The sequence below is a fragment of the Roseiconus lacunae genome, from assembly GCF_008312935.1.
Classification (GTDB): domain Bacteria; phylum Planctomycetota; class Planctomycetia; order Pirellulales; family Pirellulaceae; genus Stieleria; species Stieleria lacunae.
In genome coordinates, this window is record NZ_VSZO01000053.1 from 291,921 (window position 1) to 307,059 (window position 15,139).

12 protein-coding genes are annotated in these 15,139 nt (G+C 55.2%); 9 read left to right on the plus strand and 3 right to left on the minus strand.

What is annotated here, in order from left to right; translation table 11 throughout:
• The first annotated feature begins 157 nt into the window (after positions 1-157).
• The 4 genes from FYC48_RS24220 to FYC48_RS24235 all read left to right on the plus strand — a co-directional run bounded on the left by FYC48_RS24220 (position 158) and on the right by FYC48_RS24235 (position 6,873).
• A complete protein-coding gene (locus tag FYC48_RS24220; RefSeq protein ID WP_149499363.1) occupies positions 158-1,396 on the plus strand; it encodes a serine hydrolase domain-containing protein in 1,239 nt (412 codons plus the stop codon).
• Between the two features lie 180 nt (positions 1,397-1,576).
• A complete protein-coding gene (locus FYC48_RS24225; protein ID WP_149499364.1) occupies positions 1,577-2,455 on the plus strand; it encodes a sugar phosphate isomerase/epimerase family protein in 879 nt (292 codons plus the stop codon).
• A 147-nt stretch (positions 2,456-2,602) separates the two neighbouring features.
• Positions 2,603-5,218 (plus strand): hypothetical protein, encoded by a 2,616-nt coding sequence (locus tag FYC48_RS24230; RefSeq protein WP_149499365.1) that lies wholly within the window; start codon positions 2,603-2,605, stop codon positions 5,216-5,218.
• 209 nt (positions 5,219-5,427) lie between these two features.
• Positions 5,428-6,873, plus strand: a complete 1,446-nt coding sequence (locus FYC48_RS24235; RefSeq protein ID WP_149499366.1) for a hypothetical protein — start codon at positions 5,428-5,430, stop codon at positions 6,871-6,873.
• 169 nt (positions 6,874-7,042) lie between these two features.
• Here FYC48_RS24235 and FYC48_RS24240 read toward each other — a convergent pair whose 3' ends face one another.
• Positions 7,043-8,041: a hypothetical protein gene (locus FYC48_RS24240; RefSeq protein WP_149499367.1), complete on the minus strand. Its 999-nt coding sequence runs from the start codon at positions 8,039-8,041 to the stop codon at positions 7,043-7,045.
• 79 nt (positions 8,042-8,120) lie between these two features.
• Positions 8,121-8,264, minus strand: a complete 144-nt coding sequence (locus tag FYC48_RS27990) for a hypothetical protein (protein WP_160149745.1) — start codon at positions 8,262-8,264, stop codon at positions 8,121-8,123.
• Between the two features lie 166 nt (positions 8,265-8,430).
• On the opposite strand from FYC48_RS27990, the gene FYC48_RS24245 reads away from it, so the two are divergent.
• The 3 genes from FYC48_RS24245 (at position 8,431) to FYC48_RS24255 (ending at position 10,794) form a co-directional block, all read left to right on the plus strand.
• Positions 8,431-8,829: a hypothetical protein gene (locus FYC48_RS24245; protein WP_149499368.1), complete on the plus strand. Its 399-nt coding sequence runs from the start codon at positions 8,431-8,433 to the stop codon at positions 8,827-8,829.
• A 241-nt stretch (positions 8,830-9,070) separates the two neighbouring features.
• Complete coding sequence (locus tag FYC48_RS24250; RefSeq protein WP_149499369.1) at positions 9,071-9,967, plus strand: hypothetical protein; 897 nt, start codon at positions 9,071-9,073, stop codon at positions 9,965-9,967.
• Between the two features lie 365 nt (positions 9,968-10,332).
• A complete protein-coding gene (locus tag FYC48_RS24255; protein WP_149499370.1) occupies positions 10,333-10,794 on the plus strand; it encodes an FKBP-type peptidyl-prolyl cis-trans isomerase in 462 nt (153 codons plus the stop codon).
• A 143-nt stretch (positions 10,795-10,937) separates the two neighbouring features.
• Here the strand turns inward: FYC48_RS24255 and FYC48_RS24260 are convergent, their stop codons facing one another.
• Complete coding sequence (locus FYC48_RS24260) at positions 10,938-13,403, minus strand: serine/threonine-protein kinase (RefSeq protein ID WP_149499371.1); 2,466 nt, start codon at positions 13,401-13,403, stop codon at positions 10,938-10,940.
• Positions 13,404-13,543: 140 nt separating this feature from the next.
• Here FYC48_RS24260 and FYC48_RS24265 point away from each other — a divergent pair, with 140 nt between their 5' ends.
• Positions 13,544-14,182: an RNA polymerase sigma factor gene (locus FYC48_RS24265; RefSeq protein ID WP_149499372.1), complete on the plus strand. Its 639-nt coding sequence runs from the start codon at positions 13,544-13,546 to the stop codon at positions 14,180-14,182.
• Between the two features lie 151 nt (positions 14,183-14,333).
• Positions 14,334-15,104, plus strand: a complete 771-nt coding sequence (locus tag FYC48_RS24270; RefSeq protein ID WP_149499373.1) for a hypothetical protein — start codon at positions 14,334-14,336, stop codon at positions 15,102-15,104.
• The last annotated feature ends 35 nt before the right edge of the window (positions 15,105-15,139 follow it).

Sequence of the window (15,139 nt, forward strand, 5' to 3'; positions counted from 1 at the left end):
TGAAAGTACAACAACGCAGAGTCGTCGGAGAGAGCCATCCATCTCCGGTGACTCTGCGTTTTGTTTTGTGGTGATACACTGACCGCCGATCGAGTGATGTTTCCATCCGTGTCCGGCGTGTTCTTCGGTTGCGGTGTCCCCCAAGCCCCTGTGAAAGATGTTCAGAAAATCGCTTCCTGCCAAGTTCTTACTTACCGCGGCTAGCCTGTTGGGATGGTTTCCCGGATTCGTTCCGTTGTTTGCGATCATCGGGGCAGTCAATCTATGTCTTGCCAGTCTTTGTGTTGCCGAAACGCCGCCCGCGTTTGAATCAGTGTCTGCCTACTTGGATCAGTCGGTCGACGATGGCGTCGTCGCGGGCGGATCGCTGATGGTGTTTCACCAGGGAGAGATCGTCTATCAGACCGGATTCGGATATGCCGACATCGAGACAAAGCGTCCGTATCTGGTCGATACCCCTGCCGTCGTCGCTTCGGTCAGTAAGCCAATCTTGGGGACGCTGCTTCACCGATTGGCCGACCAGAAGATCGTTGAATTGGATGCCCCGATCGATCGCTACATCGAAGAGTTTAAGGACTGTCAACTTGAGACCGGCGAGCCGATCAAGCGGGCGCCGACACTGACCGAGTTATTGACCCACACATCCGGCCTTCGAAACGACGAAGCTCCCGGCGGGCGAGTTTGGTACCAGCCTTGGGCAACCAACCAACCGTTGGAGTTTGTCGTTCGGCGAATTGCCACCGAATTCCCCTTTAAGCGACAACCGGGAACAAAGCTCTCGTACAGCGGAATCGGAACGGAGGTCGCCGCGCGCGTCGGTGAAATTGTGACCGATCAACCGCGAAACGAAATGCTGCTGACACACCTCTGCGAACCGTTGGGGATGACTCAAACGTTCTATCGTGACGTCGTCGCAGTGGAAAAGCTCAAGGCGCCGATGCCAACCCGTTACTACATCGGTTCGAAGAGCGGCACGTTGCTCGTTTCTCGCGAACGTTTGGTCCCTGACAAGAACCGATACAGTTCGTCGGGAGGCACGATTATCTCTACCGCATCGGATTTGTTGACGTGGCTGCTCATGATTCGAAACGACGGGATGCATGATGGTGAAGAGTATCTATCGGATGCCATTTGCCGGCGTTTGCTGACCGAACACGAAGTCGGTTTCGCGGCCAAAGGCGGCTTGTTTGTTCGTCAGCGGGATGAATCGGGTAAGCCGACGCTCTTCAGTCATACCGGGTCAAGCGGGACAAATGTCTGGTTTGATGTCCCCTCCGATACGATCGGGATCATGTTGACGCAAACGCGTGGATCGGACATCCGTCCCTTTCGAATCGAACTACAAAAACGTGTGACCGAGGCGGTCGCTGAACTGAATTTGGTCGCTGCGCCGTAGCATTCGATTGACATTGACTACAATATTGCTCCCGATCGATTGGAGTGTCCTCGCACGGCTGTCAACCGTGGCTAACGCCAATCGGCTGATCATAGAATTAAGATGTAACGCTGTTAGCCAACTAAGTGGCACCCGCTGGTTTTCGAATAGAATCTTAACCTTCCTTCCTATACTGATCTTATGAAACGTCGTCAATTTCTAGCCGCCGGCGCGGCCCTTTCCACTCTGATTGCAAAGCCGAATTGGTTGCTCGCCCTCGATGCCGACAACCGTTATCGCAATGAAATCGGGATCCAGCTTTACACACTTCGAAATGAGATCGGGAAGGACGTCGCGGGAACGTTGAAGGCGGTCGCTGATGCGGGATACAAGCAAGTCGAACCGTACGGTTTCCCAGGGGCCGATGCGATGATTCGCGAGGCGAAAGCGAATGGAATGACCGTGAATTCCTCGCACTGTAACACCGACAGCATTTTGCATCCGGAGCGAAATGGCGTTCAACCGTTTGATGCGTTGTTAGAAAAGGCTAACAAGCATGGCCTAACGCACCTCGTCGTTCCTTACCTTTCGGGGGACATGCGTGATTCGCTCGACAAGTACAAGATGGTCGCCGATCGGTGCAACGAGGCTGCCGAGAAAGCCGCGGGCGCGGGCGTTCAACTCGCCTACCACAATCACGCATTCGAATTCAAACCGTTCGAAGGTGGAAAGACTGGCTACGATGTCTTCAAAGAACGTTTCTCGGATCAAATGAAATTCGAAATCGACGTGTTTTGGGTCGCGGTCGCAGGGGTCGATCCGGCCAAACTGATCGGGGATCTCTCCGGCCGCGTTACTCAATTGCATCTCAAAGATCTCGATGCGTCGGTCGAGACCCCTGCCTACGACGGGATCTCCAAGGATGCGTTCAAAGAACTCGGGAACGGTGTGATCGACATGCAACCGATTCTAGCGGCTGCCGAGAAAGCGGGGGTTGCGCATTGCCATGTCGAACAGGACCACTCGCCACATCCGCTTGATAGTATTCGAGAAAGCATCGGGTACCTCGGTAAACTGTAACCCCGAAACTCGCCAAACCACCCAGTTTGTTGAGTTGAATGGGACGCGTTCTTAGTAGTCGCGTGAAACACGGTTCCACGCGCGAGAAAGCCCGTAGAACGCGAAAACTGTCTTGGGGTGAGAGCTCGCGGATTGCTAGACTCGGCGGTGATTTCCGCACCCTCAATTCCCGCCCCTAATGGTTTGAGCACTTACGTCGGCCAATGCCCTGATTGCAGGAAAACGCTGGAGCTTGAACAAGCGACGGTTGATGCTGCGCGCGGAGACCAGGCTAATTTGACGCCGATTCGTTGCGAGTGTGGTGCTGCGCTCGCGGTGGTCGAGTGGCTCAATGATGAAATCGATGCGTACTGTGGCGAGTGTGGGACTGAGTACGTGGTCAATTGTGCCGGTGCAGGTGAAGAACTGCCGTGTCGGTGCGGATCAATCATCACCATCCCAACGAACCGGCTACAGTGTTGGCAACCGCCAGCGGTTTCTGTGCCCGCTGCTTTGCCTGCCGCACCAATCGCATCCAGCACAACTGGGCCAACACTGCCGGAGCCAACACTGCCGGAGCCAACACTGCCGGAGCCAACACTGCCGGAGCCAACACTGCCGGAGCCAACACTGCCGGTTGCGGCGGCTGAATTAGACGTTTTGTCGGAGACAACGCCGGGTTGTGATCTTTCGGATTCCCGTAACGGCGTAGCGATCGTCGTCCAGGCAGTTGCAGTCGGCGTCGCGCTTCCGATCGTTGCCGCCCCGGAGCTGTGCTCGATCGAAGTCATCGAGAGAGAAGCTCCGTCACCGTCGGACGTCAGGCTACCGATCGTTGCTAGTCCCGAAGTCTTCGCGATCGATTTGCCCAGCGTCGTTGAGTTGACCGTTGAGGCGAATTCGTTCGCGCTTCCGATCGTTGCCGCCCCGGAACTGTACTCGATCGAAGTCATCGAGAGAGAAGCTCCGTCACCGTGGGACGTCAGGTTACCGATCGTTGCTATTCCCGAAGTCTTCGCGATCGATTTGTCCAGCGTCGTTGAGTTGACCGTTGAACAGGTATCGTTCTCGCTACCGATCGTTGCCGCCCCGGTACTGTACTCGATCGAAGTCATCGAGAGAGAAGCTCCGTCACCGTGGGACGGCAGGTTACCGATCGTTGCTAGTCCCGAAGTCTTCGCGATCGATTTGCCCAGCGTCGTTGAGTTGACTGTTGAGCAGGTATCGTTCGCGCTTCCGATCGTTGCCGCCCCGGAACTGTGCTCGATCGAAGTCATCGAGAGAGAAGCTCCGTCACCGTCGGACGTCAGGCTACCGATCGTTGCTAGTCCCGAAGTCTTTGCGATCGATTTGCCCAGCGTTGTTGAGTTGACCGTTGAGGATGTTTCGTTCGCGCTTCCGATCGTTGCCGCCCCGGAACTGTATTCGATCGAGGTGTACGAGGAATCCACGCGAGACTCTGAAGCCATTGAGTTACCGATCATCGCGTCGCCACTGCTTTACGCCATCGACCTTCCGGTTAGTCCACCGATCCTGGCAGAAGTCCCCGAGGCAACATGTCCAGCGATCGAGCCGACGGAGCCAACGGAGCCAGTTGAGCCAATCACGGCTGATTCCGAACACCGAAAGCCGCCCGTTGCCAAGTCGCAGACGCCCACGGCTGATGCATCTGACGATCAGTTTCTGGTGTCCTGTCCGGGTTGCCAAAACGAGTACCCTGTGCCGCGCGACGCAATTGGTGAATCGGCAGAATGTGAATGTGGGTTCGTGTTTCAGATCAAAGACAATTTGGACGCGATCGATTCGGCATTCACGTTTGACTTGGTTCCCTATCCACCATTGGCGCTCGACCGGACCGGATCAGGTTCGGCAAGCGAGGCCGGTACGGCGAAGAAGCCCTTAGCGGCGAAGGTTGATCGAGCGGAAACGGTACGTCGTCGTGAGGTTATGTCCGATCAACCGAAGGGGCGACTTAACGCATCGCGGCGGATCGACGGCGACGTCGAAACCAAAGGAGTCTTGCTAAGGTACCTTGCCTCGACATTGGCGGTCATCCCGGTTGCGATGTTGCTGTTTTGGTTTGTGTTCGACGGTACCGAGCATCAGTGGTCATTGCAGAGCGTTCGCGATCAGCTCGCCATGCAAATGCCGGCTCGTCCTGTGGTCGGGCTCAACAAACCGACAGCGAATTCAACAGCATCGATAACGGACGATTCGAACGCGACTCCAGATGATCAATCATTGCCGGCAGAGTTTTCCTCACCGGAGGCGGAGCCGATCGAGACGGCGATCGCCAAAATCGAATTAGGATCACCTCAACCAAGCATGGAAACAATCGCCGGTGACTCAATTGAGTTGGCGGAAAGCACAGTCGCCCCGACCAATCACGAACAAGCAGAGCTGCTTCAAGCAGAGCTATCGCCGTTTTTGATGCCGGTACAGAAGATCGCTCAGCAACTCGGCTCAACAAAACGACTTGACCGTCCGGCGCTTCAGCGGTTTGCTTCCGCGATCGAATCTTTGCGTCATCGTCACCGAGAGCTGACTCCGAAAGATTTGCGATGGCTGGGTCGGCAATGGGCTTCGCTTGGCGAACGGGCTTCGACGGCCGAGCTTGCCTCGCGTTGCTACTATCAGGCTTCTAGTGCCTACTCATTGCTGCTGACGTTCGAGCAAACGTCCGTCGCAAAGGCTCATACCGAAGAGCAACGACAGATGCTGTTCGAACGTTCCAGGCATGCACAGCGCATGGCGGTACTCGAATCAGGCAATCAGCAAAGGTAAGCAGGTAAACACGTGTCTTTGGGGTTCAGCATATGGAATAGCTGTCAGCCCCCTAAAAGCTGCACGACCACTTCAGTAGGGTGGTGTTTGCCGGCAATTCGCGCCCACCGCCGCCCTTGGCGCAATTCGAGGTGCTATAAATAGAAGCTTCGCGATGATCTCGCATCTCGTCTTACGATTGCTTGCCACTACGCTATCCGTTCTTACCCATGTCCAGTTCTTCGGACTTGCATCAGTACTATCAGGAATGGCTTGAGATTCCTGCCGACCGACTTCCGCCGAATCACTATGCCATTCTCGGCGTAGAAGATTACGAATCCGATACCGATGTGATCGAACGGGCGGCCAAATCGCGAGGAGCTTACTTACATCAACTGGCATCGGGGCCGGAGCGAAAGACGGTTCAGCAGTTACTTAGCCAAGTCTCCGTCGCAAAGCGAACCTTACTATCGGATGAGCTTCGGCTAGCATACGATCGAGAACTCCGCTCACCGTCACTAAGCTCGGAATTAAACGCCGCGTCTGGTCAAGGCAAAACTGTTTCAGACCAGAGCGACTCTGATCCGACGAGTGTCGAAGCGAATGATGCGGCAACGACGACATCGTCAACGCCCTATCGGCGGCGTAAGCCAAGCCAATGGCCGCTGCATGCAGCCAGCGCGTCGGTGTTGCTCGCGATCGTTGGGATCGTTTATTGGGTTAACCGAGATCCGGGGGGACGACGTGCCGCCGAAGTAAGCTCGCAAGCCACGCAGTCCATGCAAGCCGCCGAGGTGGCGTCGAGGTCTTCAGCGGCCGGTCAGAACGATGGATCTGCCACGGAGCCGCGAAAGCGACTGGCCCCCGTGCAAACCACATCCGCGGACACCTTACCACGCAAGAGTAAGAGCCCGATCGTGGCCCGACGTGAAACGGGGAGTGGGCTCGGAACTTCGCTCGGATCTAAGTTCGGCAACATTTTGGATGACATCGAATCACAGTCATCGCAAGTCGCCGAGGGTATGAAATCAAGCGACGCAGGATTTCAACCGATGGCCGGTCTGTTGATTGGTAAAGCTAAAAAGAACGTCCCGGTAAAGCTGTGGCCGACCGAGTTTGTCACCATCGACAGTTTTCCAAAGGCCATCGAAAAACGATTCGAAGTTGATGCCGAAGGAATCGTTTTTCGGGCGACCGATCATGGAATAGAGTTCGACGTTAGCGGAACTGACAGACGAGTTGAATTCGCCGATACAATAAAGTTAGCCGTTGGAAATGCGTTCCTGATCCGTACTTCGTTACCGAAGGAACAAGACGCAGGTGGCAGCGTTGCGGTTGTGATCGAGGGCATACAAATCGGTGTTCGCCGATCAAAAGATGGTGTCGAAATTTTCGCCCGAGATCGAACCGAGGATTCGAAACGGAACTCGGTTTCCCAATTCAAAACGTCTGCCGAGAACGTCGCTTTCGTTGTCGCTCGTGATCCCAAATCCGTCGATCGGCTGCGTTGGATGGCTCGAATTGAAGAGCAGATTCAGGCCGGCACGATCGACGCGACATCGCTCTCTGAGGAGGCGGCGGTATCACTTGTAATCCAGCCGCCGACGAAGGACGTTAGTCAACCGCTGAAGATTCTGGAGCTTCAAACCGGAAGACTCGGCGGAAAACGCAAGTGACGATCAGCCGTATGGCGTTCGCCACGGTTCTGTTGATTGGACAAACGTTGGTACCCGTCGACTGACTTATCGAAATCCGCAATCGTTTTGAAACACCGCACTCGTGATTTGTCTTTTTCTGAATATCGGGTGGCCGAACTCGGCGACTGATCTGCGGCAGAATGATCGATCACTTGGCCGATGCCTCTGTGACCGGCGCTAACAATTCCCAGGCTCGCGGTAAAAAGAATTGCTCGCCTCCGCCGGCAACCTGTTCCGCACGTTTCATCTCGAGAAGTCCGCTTTTTTCGCTTCGCGAAACAGCGGAATGTGGTTTGGGGCCACTCTTGGTCCAGTGATCGGCTGCAGCTGCCGCTTTGGAATGCAGCATTTCGGCGCCTCGTTTGAGCTGAAAGAGCTTGCGTTCCCGGCCGGCTTCGGACAGTCCGATGTTGCGATGGGAAACGGCCCCACGAGCGCGGACCATCCACTGACCGATCTGGCGATTGGCATCCTTGGTCAGGTCAACGTACTGGGCGAACATCTCGCCTTTAGGAATCTTCACGACCTTGACCGGCTCGACGGCGTGCAAGTCGATGCCTTTGATCAGCTCGGCCCATTGTGTCGGCTGGCGACCGCCGACGTTGTATTTGTCAAAGAACTCGACAATCGTTCGAATATTCTTTCGCGGTAGTAGCCCCACGTGCTTTGTCGATCCGAAAACAAGGCGAAGCGTTTCGTCGGTAAGTTGATCGAGTCGAGAGATACGGAGGCCGCCGCCGAGAAAATCGGAGAGCTTCCGATGGAGGTCTTCCAGTACTCGTCGAGCTGAAATGGGCAAGCGTTCGATCGGCAACTTTCGGATCGCGACCAGGATTCGGCTAGCGAGCGCGCGGACTGGAACGGCAAAGCTCGGGTTCCGTCGCGCGATCGACATCGCCTTGTCGAAACTTCGCGTGTATTTGGGAAGCTTTCCAAACTTCGCTAAATCACCGATGTACGGCACGACACCGACTCCGCTAAGCAACGATCCCCACCAATCACCGCGGGTGATCGAAATGATTGCGTTGGTGGAATCGGCAAAGGGAGTCGGCTCGACGATTCCGATCAAATCGAGCGCGAGCTGACCAAGGTCCAACAGCAACTCTTGCTCTTCGTCAGAAAACTCGTCCCAGCCTTCGATGTTCATGATTTCGCCTTGTTCAATCGTCCCACTTGTTCAATCGTCCCAATCGCGTCGTTTACGCAATCAGTCGGAATCGAGTCCATCAAACCGACAGGTAGGAGGGTATTTTAACGCGTTCGATATGGCCTGAGTTAAAGACGATTCCGCGGTAGTCGATGCCGCTCAATGGGTTGGCAATACGTTCACCAGCCATGGCGAAAAGCAGTGCAGGTTGGTTCCATGCCATGGCCGTCTTTGTCTTGGGAAAGTTTTCTTGGGAAAGTTTGAAACAACCACGCCGCTCGCCCGCTTGGCTACCTGTGCAAAGGACATCAAAACGGCGAGACGCTCGACAGACTCGCCGTTTTAGTAACGAACCAGTATCTGTCGAATGAATCTTAAGGAACCGAACCATGTTGAAACGAATCCTTCTCTCTGTTGCCCCGATCGCAATGATTTTCGGCACCGTCAGCGCTAACGATGACTTACTCAATTCGCTGGCAAAACTCGACGGAGCCGGGGTCGCGGTCGTTGAAGCGTCGTCCGAAATGGCGTCAGAGGATCAGCTCGGCCAGGCCGATGTTGACGCGTTGCTCGGCAATGACGACACCGACGAGGATGCGATCGCGGCCTGCTTCCGACGGGTGGGGTATGGGTACAACGGATACGGGCATCGGCACTACAGCTACGGATACAGCTACTACCGCCCCCACTACAGCTACCGCTGCTACCGTCCGGTCACCTACACCTATCACTACCCCGTGACCTACCACGTTCCGGTATACACCAATTGGTTCTGCGGAGCTTGGTGATCGACCGAGATTCGCTCGCAGCGAATGAGACCGGTTTGATCGTCGACGTTGATGACGACGCCGAATCAATAAATCGGAAAACGCTTCGCTGACAACTGTTCCAGCTTCATCGCAACCTCGCCCAATCGCTTCGATCGATTGCCATGGCGAGGTTTTTTATTGCTCGTTGGACCCTGCGATTACAGGGGACCATACGACCATTTTCATTCGCCACCACTTTCTAGAATCGATGAGACGACCAATGAAACGAACACAACTAAGCGCGTCCCTTGCCGTGCTAATTCTATCGGCGGCAGCATTGATAACGCCATCCACTACGATCGCGGACGACGTCACGCTCCATCGTTTACTGACCGGACCTGACCGCTGCGATCATGTGATTTCGCTATTGATGCGTTACGGAGTCAACAATGACCGACAAACTCAATCAGAGATAAGGATGCATCACCCGTTAGGACCATTCCAAATGCCGGTGTCCGAACTGGGGGATCTACATCTTGTCTCGGTTGCTCAGCACGGCACGCCGCAGCCCGGTTGTGGGCCTGCGTTTGAGGTGATGGTCAAGAACTGCAGCACACGCGACGTTCATTCCCTGCGACTGACTGCGGTGGGGTTATTCGGCCGGATCAATCCTTGCAGTCCAAATCGGACCGAGACGATCGCTTGTCTTGGCGCCGGGCAGACGGCTCAAGTGACGGTCACGTTGCCCGTCGAAGCTCTCGCGATGGGGCAATACAACGGTGCAGCCCTGCCGTTGAATCGGTTGCTGGTCGTTCTCGATAGCTACGATCAGTTTCTCGAATCGAACGAGGCGAATAACTTGCGTCTATTCGAACTGACGGAAATCCCGGCTGTCACGGTCGCCGAAGTTGCCTCGACGAGTATTGGCGTGAACACATCCGCCGGCGCCGCTTCGCAGGCATCGCCGACAATTCAACCTGCCCCGGCGGCGTCGTCTCAGGCAGCACCTGCCCAGACAACGCCTGCCCAAGAAGGACCGAATCAAATGGGATCGCCAGAGGCGACAACGCTTCCTGCTCCGTCGTCGGGGCAGGTTCCGGCGATTCGTCAGTCGGACCTTCAATCGGCGATCAATCAATTCGGGCAACAAACGACATCGGATCAGACTGTCGAATAAGCGGTTGCCAAACGGGCATGAAGCAAGATTCGGCCAGCGGCGCCCCGGCGACAATTCGTCCGCGCTGCGGCTGAATTATCTATCCGGAAACACAAGCGACTCGGCATTCGAACGTTGTTCTAGCGCAGGGTTGCCGCGGAAGCGTGATCCGGAAATCGAAGCATGCCAACGAGTGTGCCAGGATCGAGGGCTTTGGAGTCGGTTTTGGCGACGCAGACCCGGCGCAGGCACGTTCGGCCTGCCGTTTTCGGAATGGTTTTGGGGCGATCGAACGAGTGAAAAAACACCCCTGCATGGGCGAACAATCGCGTGCTAGGATCGTAGGGATTGAAACTAATTCGTACCGACTGTCCGACAGATTTGACATGGCCGACCACTCGTTATCGTCTTCGCTTGTTCGTGTGTCCATGCTCTTAGGGATGTGTCTGGTAGTCGGGTGCTCGGCAGGCTACGGCCCTTCCAATTATGACCCCGACGCACCGACCGAGTTCACGACGACAGAATCTGGATTGAAGTACCGGATTTTGCGAAAGAGCGATAAGAAAAAGCCAGATGCGGGCAGCCACGTCAAGGTTCACTACATCGGGACACTCGATGACGGAACCGTCTTCGACAGCACTTATGCGAAGGGAAAACCGGCGACGCTGAATCTTTACAACGTTGTGAAAGGATGGAGCGAAGGGATACAGTTGGTCGGGGAGGGTGGCATGATCGAACTGGAAATTCCGCCGGAGTTAGGCTACGGAGAATTAGGCCAACGCAATGCCGTACCACCGAATTCGACCATTCATTTCATCGTCGAATTGATTCGGGTTTTCGATCGGTAACTGCGATTGCGAAACCGTGTTCGTGCCGGATCAGTGCGGTGATGTTATCAAAATGCCGCTCTAGTGATTCCTGCTTCGGCGTTCGCCAATTCTCAAGTAGGTGATCGGGTGCGTCTGTCGTTTGAGTGGTTGGTTCAATAATTCTAAACCAAACTGGTCGCGTCATCTCGGTTCGACATCACCAAGCTCATCGTTTGCAATTTTCGCAACACGTACTTGTACGCTTTAAACGCGGCGATCAGCCCCAAGCCGGTTGCGATCAGCGAGACCAACATGACGTCCCGCGCGTCAGCTTGACTGACGACCAACAGCGTGACGCCAAGGAGCGGAACTAGGCACGCGAGGTAGAGATGCGCTTCGCAGCGTGCTACCGTTTTGGTGAGTCGATCATCGAAGCCCGGGTCGCGCAGCGTTTTCCGAACGAGCTTTGGATAAAGTAGCGATACCGCGTAAGTGGTGATGCCAAAGAACGGATAGATCGCGGCAACACCGCCGCAGATAACATGCGACAAAAAGAAGTGGCTGAATTCACGACGCGAGATTTCTGGAAACATCAAACGCAGGATTAACGGATACAGCACTGCCGCCAAACACCACAGAAATCCGCCAATCACTGCGGCACGCTGGCCGAGTTGAAATGTCGCATCGATATCCGCTTCGGTCGCCTGATCTCCACGGCGAACCCGATCGAGTCCGCGTGAGACTTGCTTGGTGTAAAAGACTACCAAGAATGCCGCCAACGGAAACGCGACCGAGTTAATGCAAAACGAAAGCGTTTCAAAGGTTGATCGCAGGCCTTCGACTTCTTGGAACAAATTGCCGAGGGTGTCTTTGAAGTTGTAGAAATAGCCATACACGCCGGCTAAAGCATTGGGAATCAAGATGATCGCCGAGGTGATCAGCCATGGCGACCGCCGACCTAGCCATGCCAGAGGACTGTTCGGATCAGGATCGAAGATTCGTGCCGCTTCGGGGTTGAGCGCCAACTTCAACCGGGCTTCGAACTCCGCGCCCGATCCGATTCGATCCTTTGGCTCGTACTGTAATGCGTCATGTAGAATCTGTGCGAGTAGTCTGCTGACAACATCGTTTTCGGGGTCGTTGGGTGAATTGATGTGTCGTCGAGCATGCAGTTGCTGCTCCACCGCATCGATCCACGACTCCGGTGTGCCACGGCACTCAAACGGTCGCCGTCCTTGCCAGAGTTCCCAGAGAAGTATCGCCAGCGAATAAAGGTCGGCTTGCGGACCGACTTCTTCGGGAACCGTCACCGCCGTCGCCGAAATTGCCCGAAGGTGTTCGGGCGCCATGTAGCCGATCGACCCTCCGAAGCTGCTGGCCGCTCCGGCGCGTCCGGCACTCCCGGCAAAGCTCACATTAAAATCGGCGAGCTTTGGAATGCCTTCGGCCGACAACAAGACATTGGCAGGTTTGACATCGCGGTGCATCACCCCGCGGTCGTGTGCGTTCTGTAACGCTCGACTGAGGTGGATTCCGATCCAGGCGACCGCCATCGGCCACGACAAACCGCTCAACTTGATTCGCAATGTCGATTGTTCTGGCACCGCCTGAGCGGTTCGCAATAAGGCACGATCGACCGCTTGCAGAATGATTTCGCCGCGACGATTGAATCGCCCGGTGTGTTTGACGATCGCGACGACGTCGGCAAGTGTTCCACCGGGATGGAACTGCATATACAGCAAATGCGATGGGGGATCGTCGAGCAAGCGTTGGTCGTAGACTCGGACGATGTTCGGATGATCAAATTGGGCCAGCGCTTGTGGTTCGTCGCCAGTTCCTTGCGAGACCTTCAACGCGACCAGTCGACTCATCGAATCTTGTCGCGCCAGATAGACATGTGCAAACGCCCCGCTGCCAAGCGTTTGCAGGATCACGAAGTCATCGATTCGCTGACCGATTTCAAACTCCGGCTGCTTCTTCTTATGCAGCACCGCCATTGTCGCTTCGGGCTTGGAACTTAGTTGACCGCCGAGCATTTCGCCGATGATTTCATGGTGCTGGGGAAATCGGCCCTGATAGTCCTCCGCCTGAGGAGTTTCGCCGACGTCACGCCGCAGCTGAATTTCTTCCATCACCAAATCGAGCGGCACGCGGTCGAGCGGCATCACGTCGGGGAAATGTTCCAGCAGTGACTCGATCCGTGGTGGCCGGCCGTCGGTTTCGGCGCGACTGGCCATGTCAAGTTTGATCAGTTCGTTGAGCAGAAACCGCTTCGTTTCCACGTTCGATTCAGGCAGGAACTGACGCAAAAAGTCAGGCGAGTCGTCTGGAGTGGCGTCAAGGTAGGCTTCGAGGCAGGTTTCCAAGAGAGCATCGAGTCGGTCGCAGTCGTCGTTCGTTCCCGGCTGCTGCGCCCGATCGTTTACCAAGTGGCCGTCGTCGGTGGGCTGTTTTTGGGCATCTTCGTTCTGCCTATTCTCGCTGTCGGCGCGAGCACAAAGAGCTGTCTCGGCCAACTGAGAGTCCGAAATCGATTGTGCAATGGGCGCATCGCCCTTCGATCGCCGTGTTTGCGGCGACGGGTTGGACGCGGCTCTCACGCGGGTTTGCGAGGGCCGCGGTGACGCGTCGTCGTTTGCGTCAGGCATCAATGCATTCCTGTTTCCTTGCGTAACTCGCACGCAACGCGTTACCTTGTGCGGAGGGATGGGGCACGCGACGAGTGAAATCCAGATGCTCGAATTCCAAACGATTGGGGCCGCATGACGATGTCAACGGAAATTTTACAATGACAGATGATTCAGCGAGCGATCAAGACCTTATCGATCGGATCAAATCCAAAGATGAAACCGCTTTGGCGACTTTTCTCCAACAAAACCACGCCCAGCTTTGCGGTTTTGTTCGCTCGATTACCGGTGAGCACCTGCTGGCCGTTACCGAGATCGACGATTTGGTCCAAGACATTGCTACCGCGGCCGTCACCAGTTTAGCAACGGCGCCGCTCGATCAATACTCACCGATGGATTGGCTTCAGCAAATCGCGCGGCGTCGTGTGGTCGATGCCCATCGCTTTCATTTTGACGCACAGCGGCGCGATGCCAATCGCCAGCAATCACTTAACGCACCGTCCGGCGGTGGTTCATCCGGAGATTCGCCGGCATCACTCGAGCAAATGCTTTCGGCAAGCATGACCAGTCCCAGTGCCGTCTTCAGTCGGGACGTTCGGATGATGCGGATGCAAGAGGCGGTCGCTTCGCTCAGCGAAGAGCAACAGCAGGCGATCCAATTGCGATACGCCGATGGTTTGCCAACAAAACAAATTGCCGAACGACTCGGAAAGACTGACGTCGCAATTCGAGTCCTATTATCGCGAAGCATGCGACAGCTCGAAAAGGTTCTCGAAGACGTTCGCCCAACCCGTAACTAAAGTGATTTCAAAAGGAGCTGTGCTTGAAACCGCGAGCTAGCGCTCCGTGGCTTATCGGGAATTTCGACACGCAATCGATCACCACCACATCAGCGGTTGCGTGATCCATTTGACAATCACTACGCCTTGATTCTATTTACCAAATTCAAACATGAATGCTTTGTTGAACCTCGTCGTCCTAGTCAGTTCTTTCTTTTTCGCGGTACCGGTATGGTCCCAATGCGTGGGTGAATGGTCGCAGCAAACAGCGTGGGGAAATCTCCAAGCCAAAGGCTCGACGGTCACGATGACGGTGAATGAATTGCCCAACGCTGGCTATGTCTCGCTGCCGCGGCTGAACAATCGCCTCGAATCGGTGACCGCAAAGGGCATTGCCGATGAACTTCGGTTCATTCCGGAAATCGATCACTGGCGTGTCTTTGTTCCCAAGAACGCGACGCTGCCACTTTCTATCGAAGTCAAGTTGCTCGAAAAAATCCGTCGCTGTGATGCGCCCTTCGTTGTCAAACCGTCCGAGAACGGAAAGGTAACATTGCCGGCTCACCACGCGGAAACTCAAGGCGAAAAACTACGTTTCGAACCACAACCGCATAAAAATACCATTGGCTACTGGACGGTTGCCAGCGATACCGCGACGTGGCAATTCGAAATCAATGACGCCCGCGAGTTTTCCGTGGTCGTTCATCAAGGTTGCGGGAAAGGTCAAGGCGGGAGTGAAGTCGAGTTCGTCGTGACCTCGCTTTCAGATCATTCCAAGCAAACGCTTCCATTGGTAGTCAAAGACACGGGGCACTTTCAAAATTTCGTCCCGCGAGAAATCGGTTCGCTGAAACTGGAAAAAGGGAAGTACCGCTTGGAAGTTGGCTGCAAGAAGCTTGCCAACAAAGCCGTTTGCGACATCCGGAAAATCGAATTGCGATAGGTTCGGGTGCGGCGGCAAGCAAACGATTCGCGTTT

Coding starts and splice junctions, on each gene's coding strand:
- FYC48_RS24260 (WP_149499371.1), bottom strand. CDS start 13,403: ATGCCTGACGCAAACGACGACGCGTCACCGCGGCCCTCGCAAACCCGC.
- FYC48_RS24220 (WP_149499363.1), top strand. CDS start 158: ATGTTCAGAAAATCGCTTCCTGCCAAGTTCTTACTTACCGCGGCTAGC.
- FYC48_RS24270 (WP_149499373.1), top strand. CDS start 14,334: ATGAATGCTTTGTTGAACCTCGTCGTCCTAGTCAGTTCTTTCTTTTTC.
- FYC48_RS24225 (WP_149499364.1), top strand. CDS start 1,577: ATGAAACGTCGTCAATTTCTAGCCGCCGGCGCGGCCCTTTCCACTCTG.
- FYC48_RS27990 (WP_160149745.1), bottom strand. CDS start 8,264: ATGGCATGGAACCAACCTGCACTGCTTTTCGCCATGGCTGGTGAACGT.
- FYC48_RS24245 (WP_149499368.1), top strand. CDS start 8,431: ATGTTGAAACGAATCCTTCTCTCTGTTGCCCCGATCGCAATGATTTTC.
- FYC48_RS24240 (WP_149499367.1), bottom strand. CDS start 8,041: ATGAACATCGAAGGCTGGGACGAGTTTTCTGACGAAGAGCAAGAGTTG.
- FYC48_RS24235 (WP_149499366.1), top strand. CDS start 5,428: ATGTCCAGTTCTTCGGACTTGCATCAGTACTATCAGGAATGGCTTGAG.
- FYC48_RS24265 (WP_149499372.1), top strand. CDS start 13,544: ATGACAGATGATTCAGCGAGCGATCAAGACCTTATCGATCGGATCAAA.
- FYC48_RS24255 (WP_149499370.1), top strand. CDS start 10,333: ATGGCCGACCACTCGTTATCGTCTTCGCTTGTTCGTGTGTCCATGCTC.
- FYC48_RS24250 (WP_149499369.1), top strand. CDS start 9,071: ATGAAACGAACACAACTAAGCGCGTCCCTTGCCGTGCTAATTCTATCG.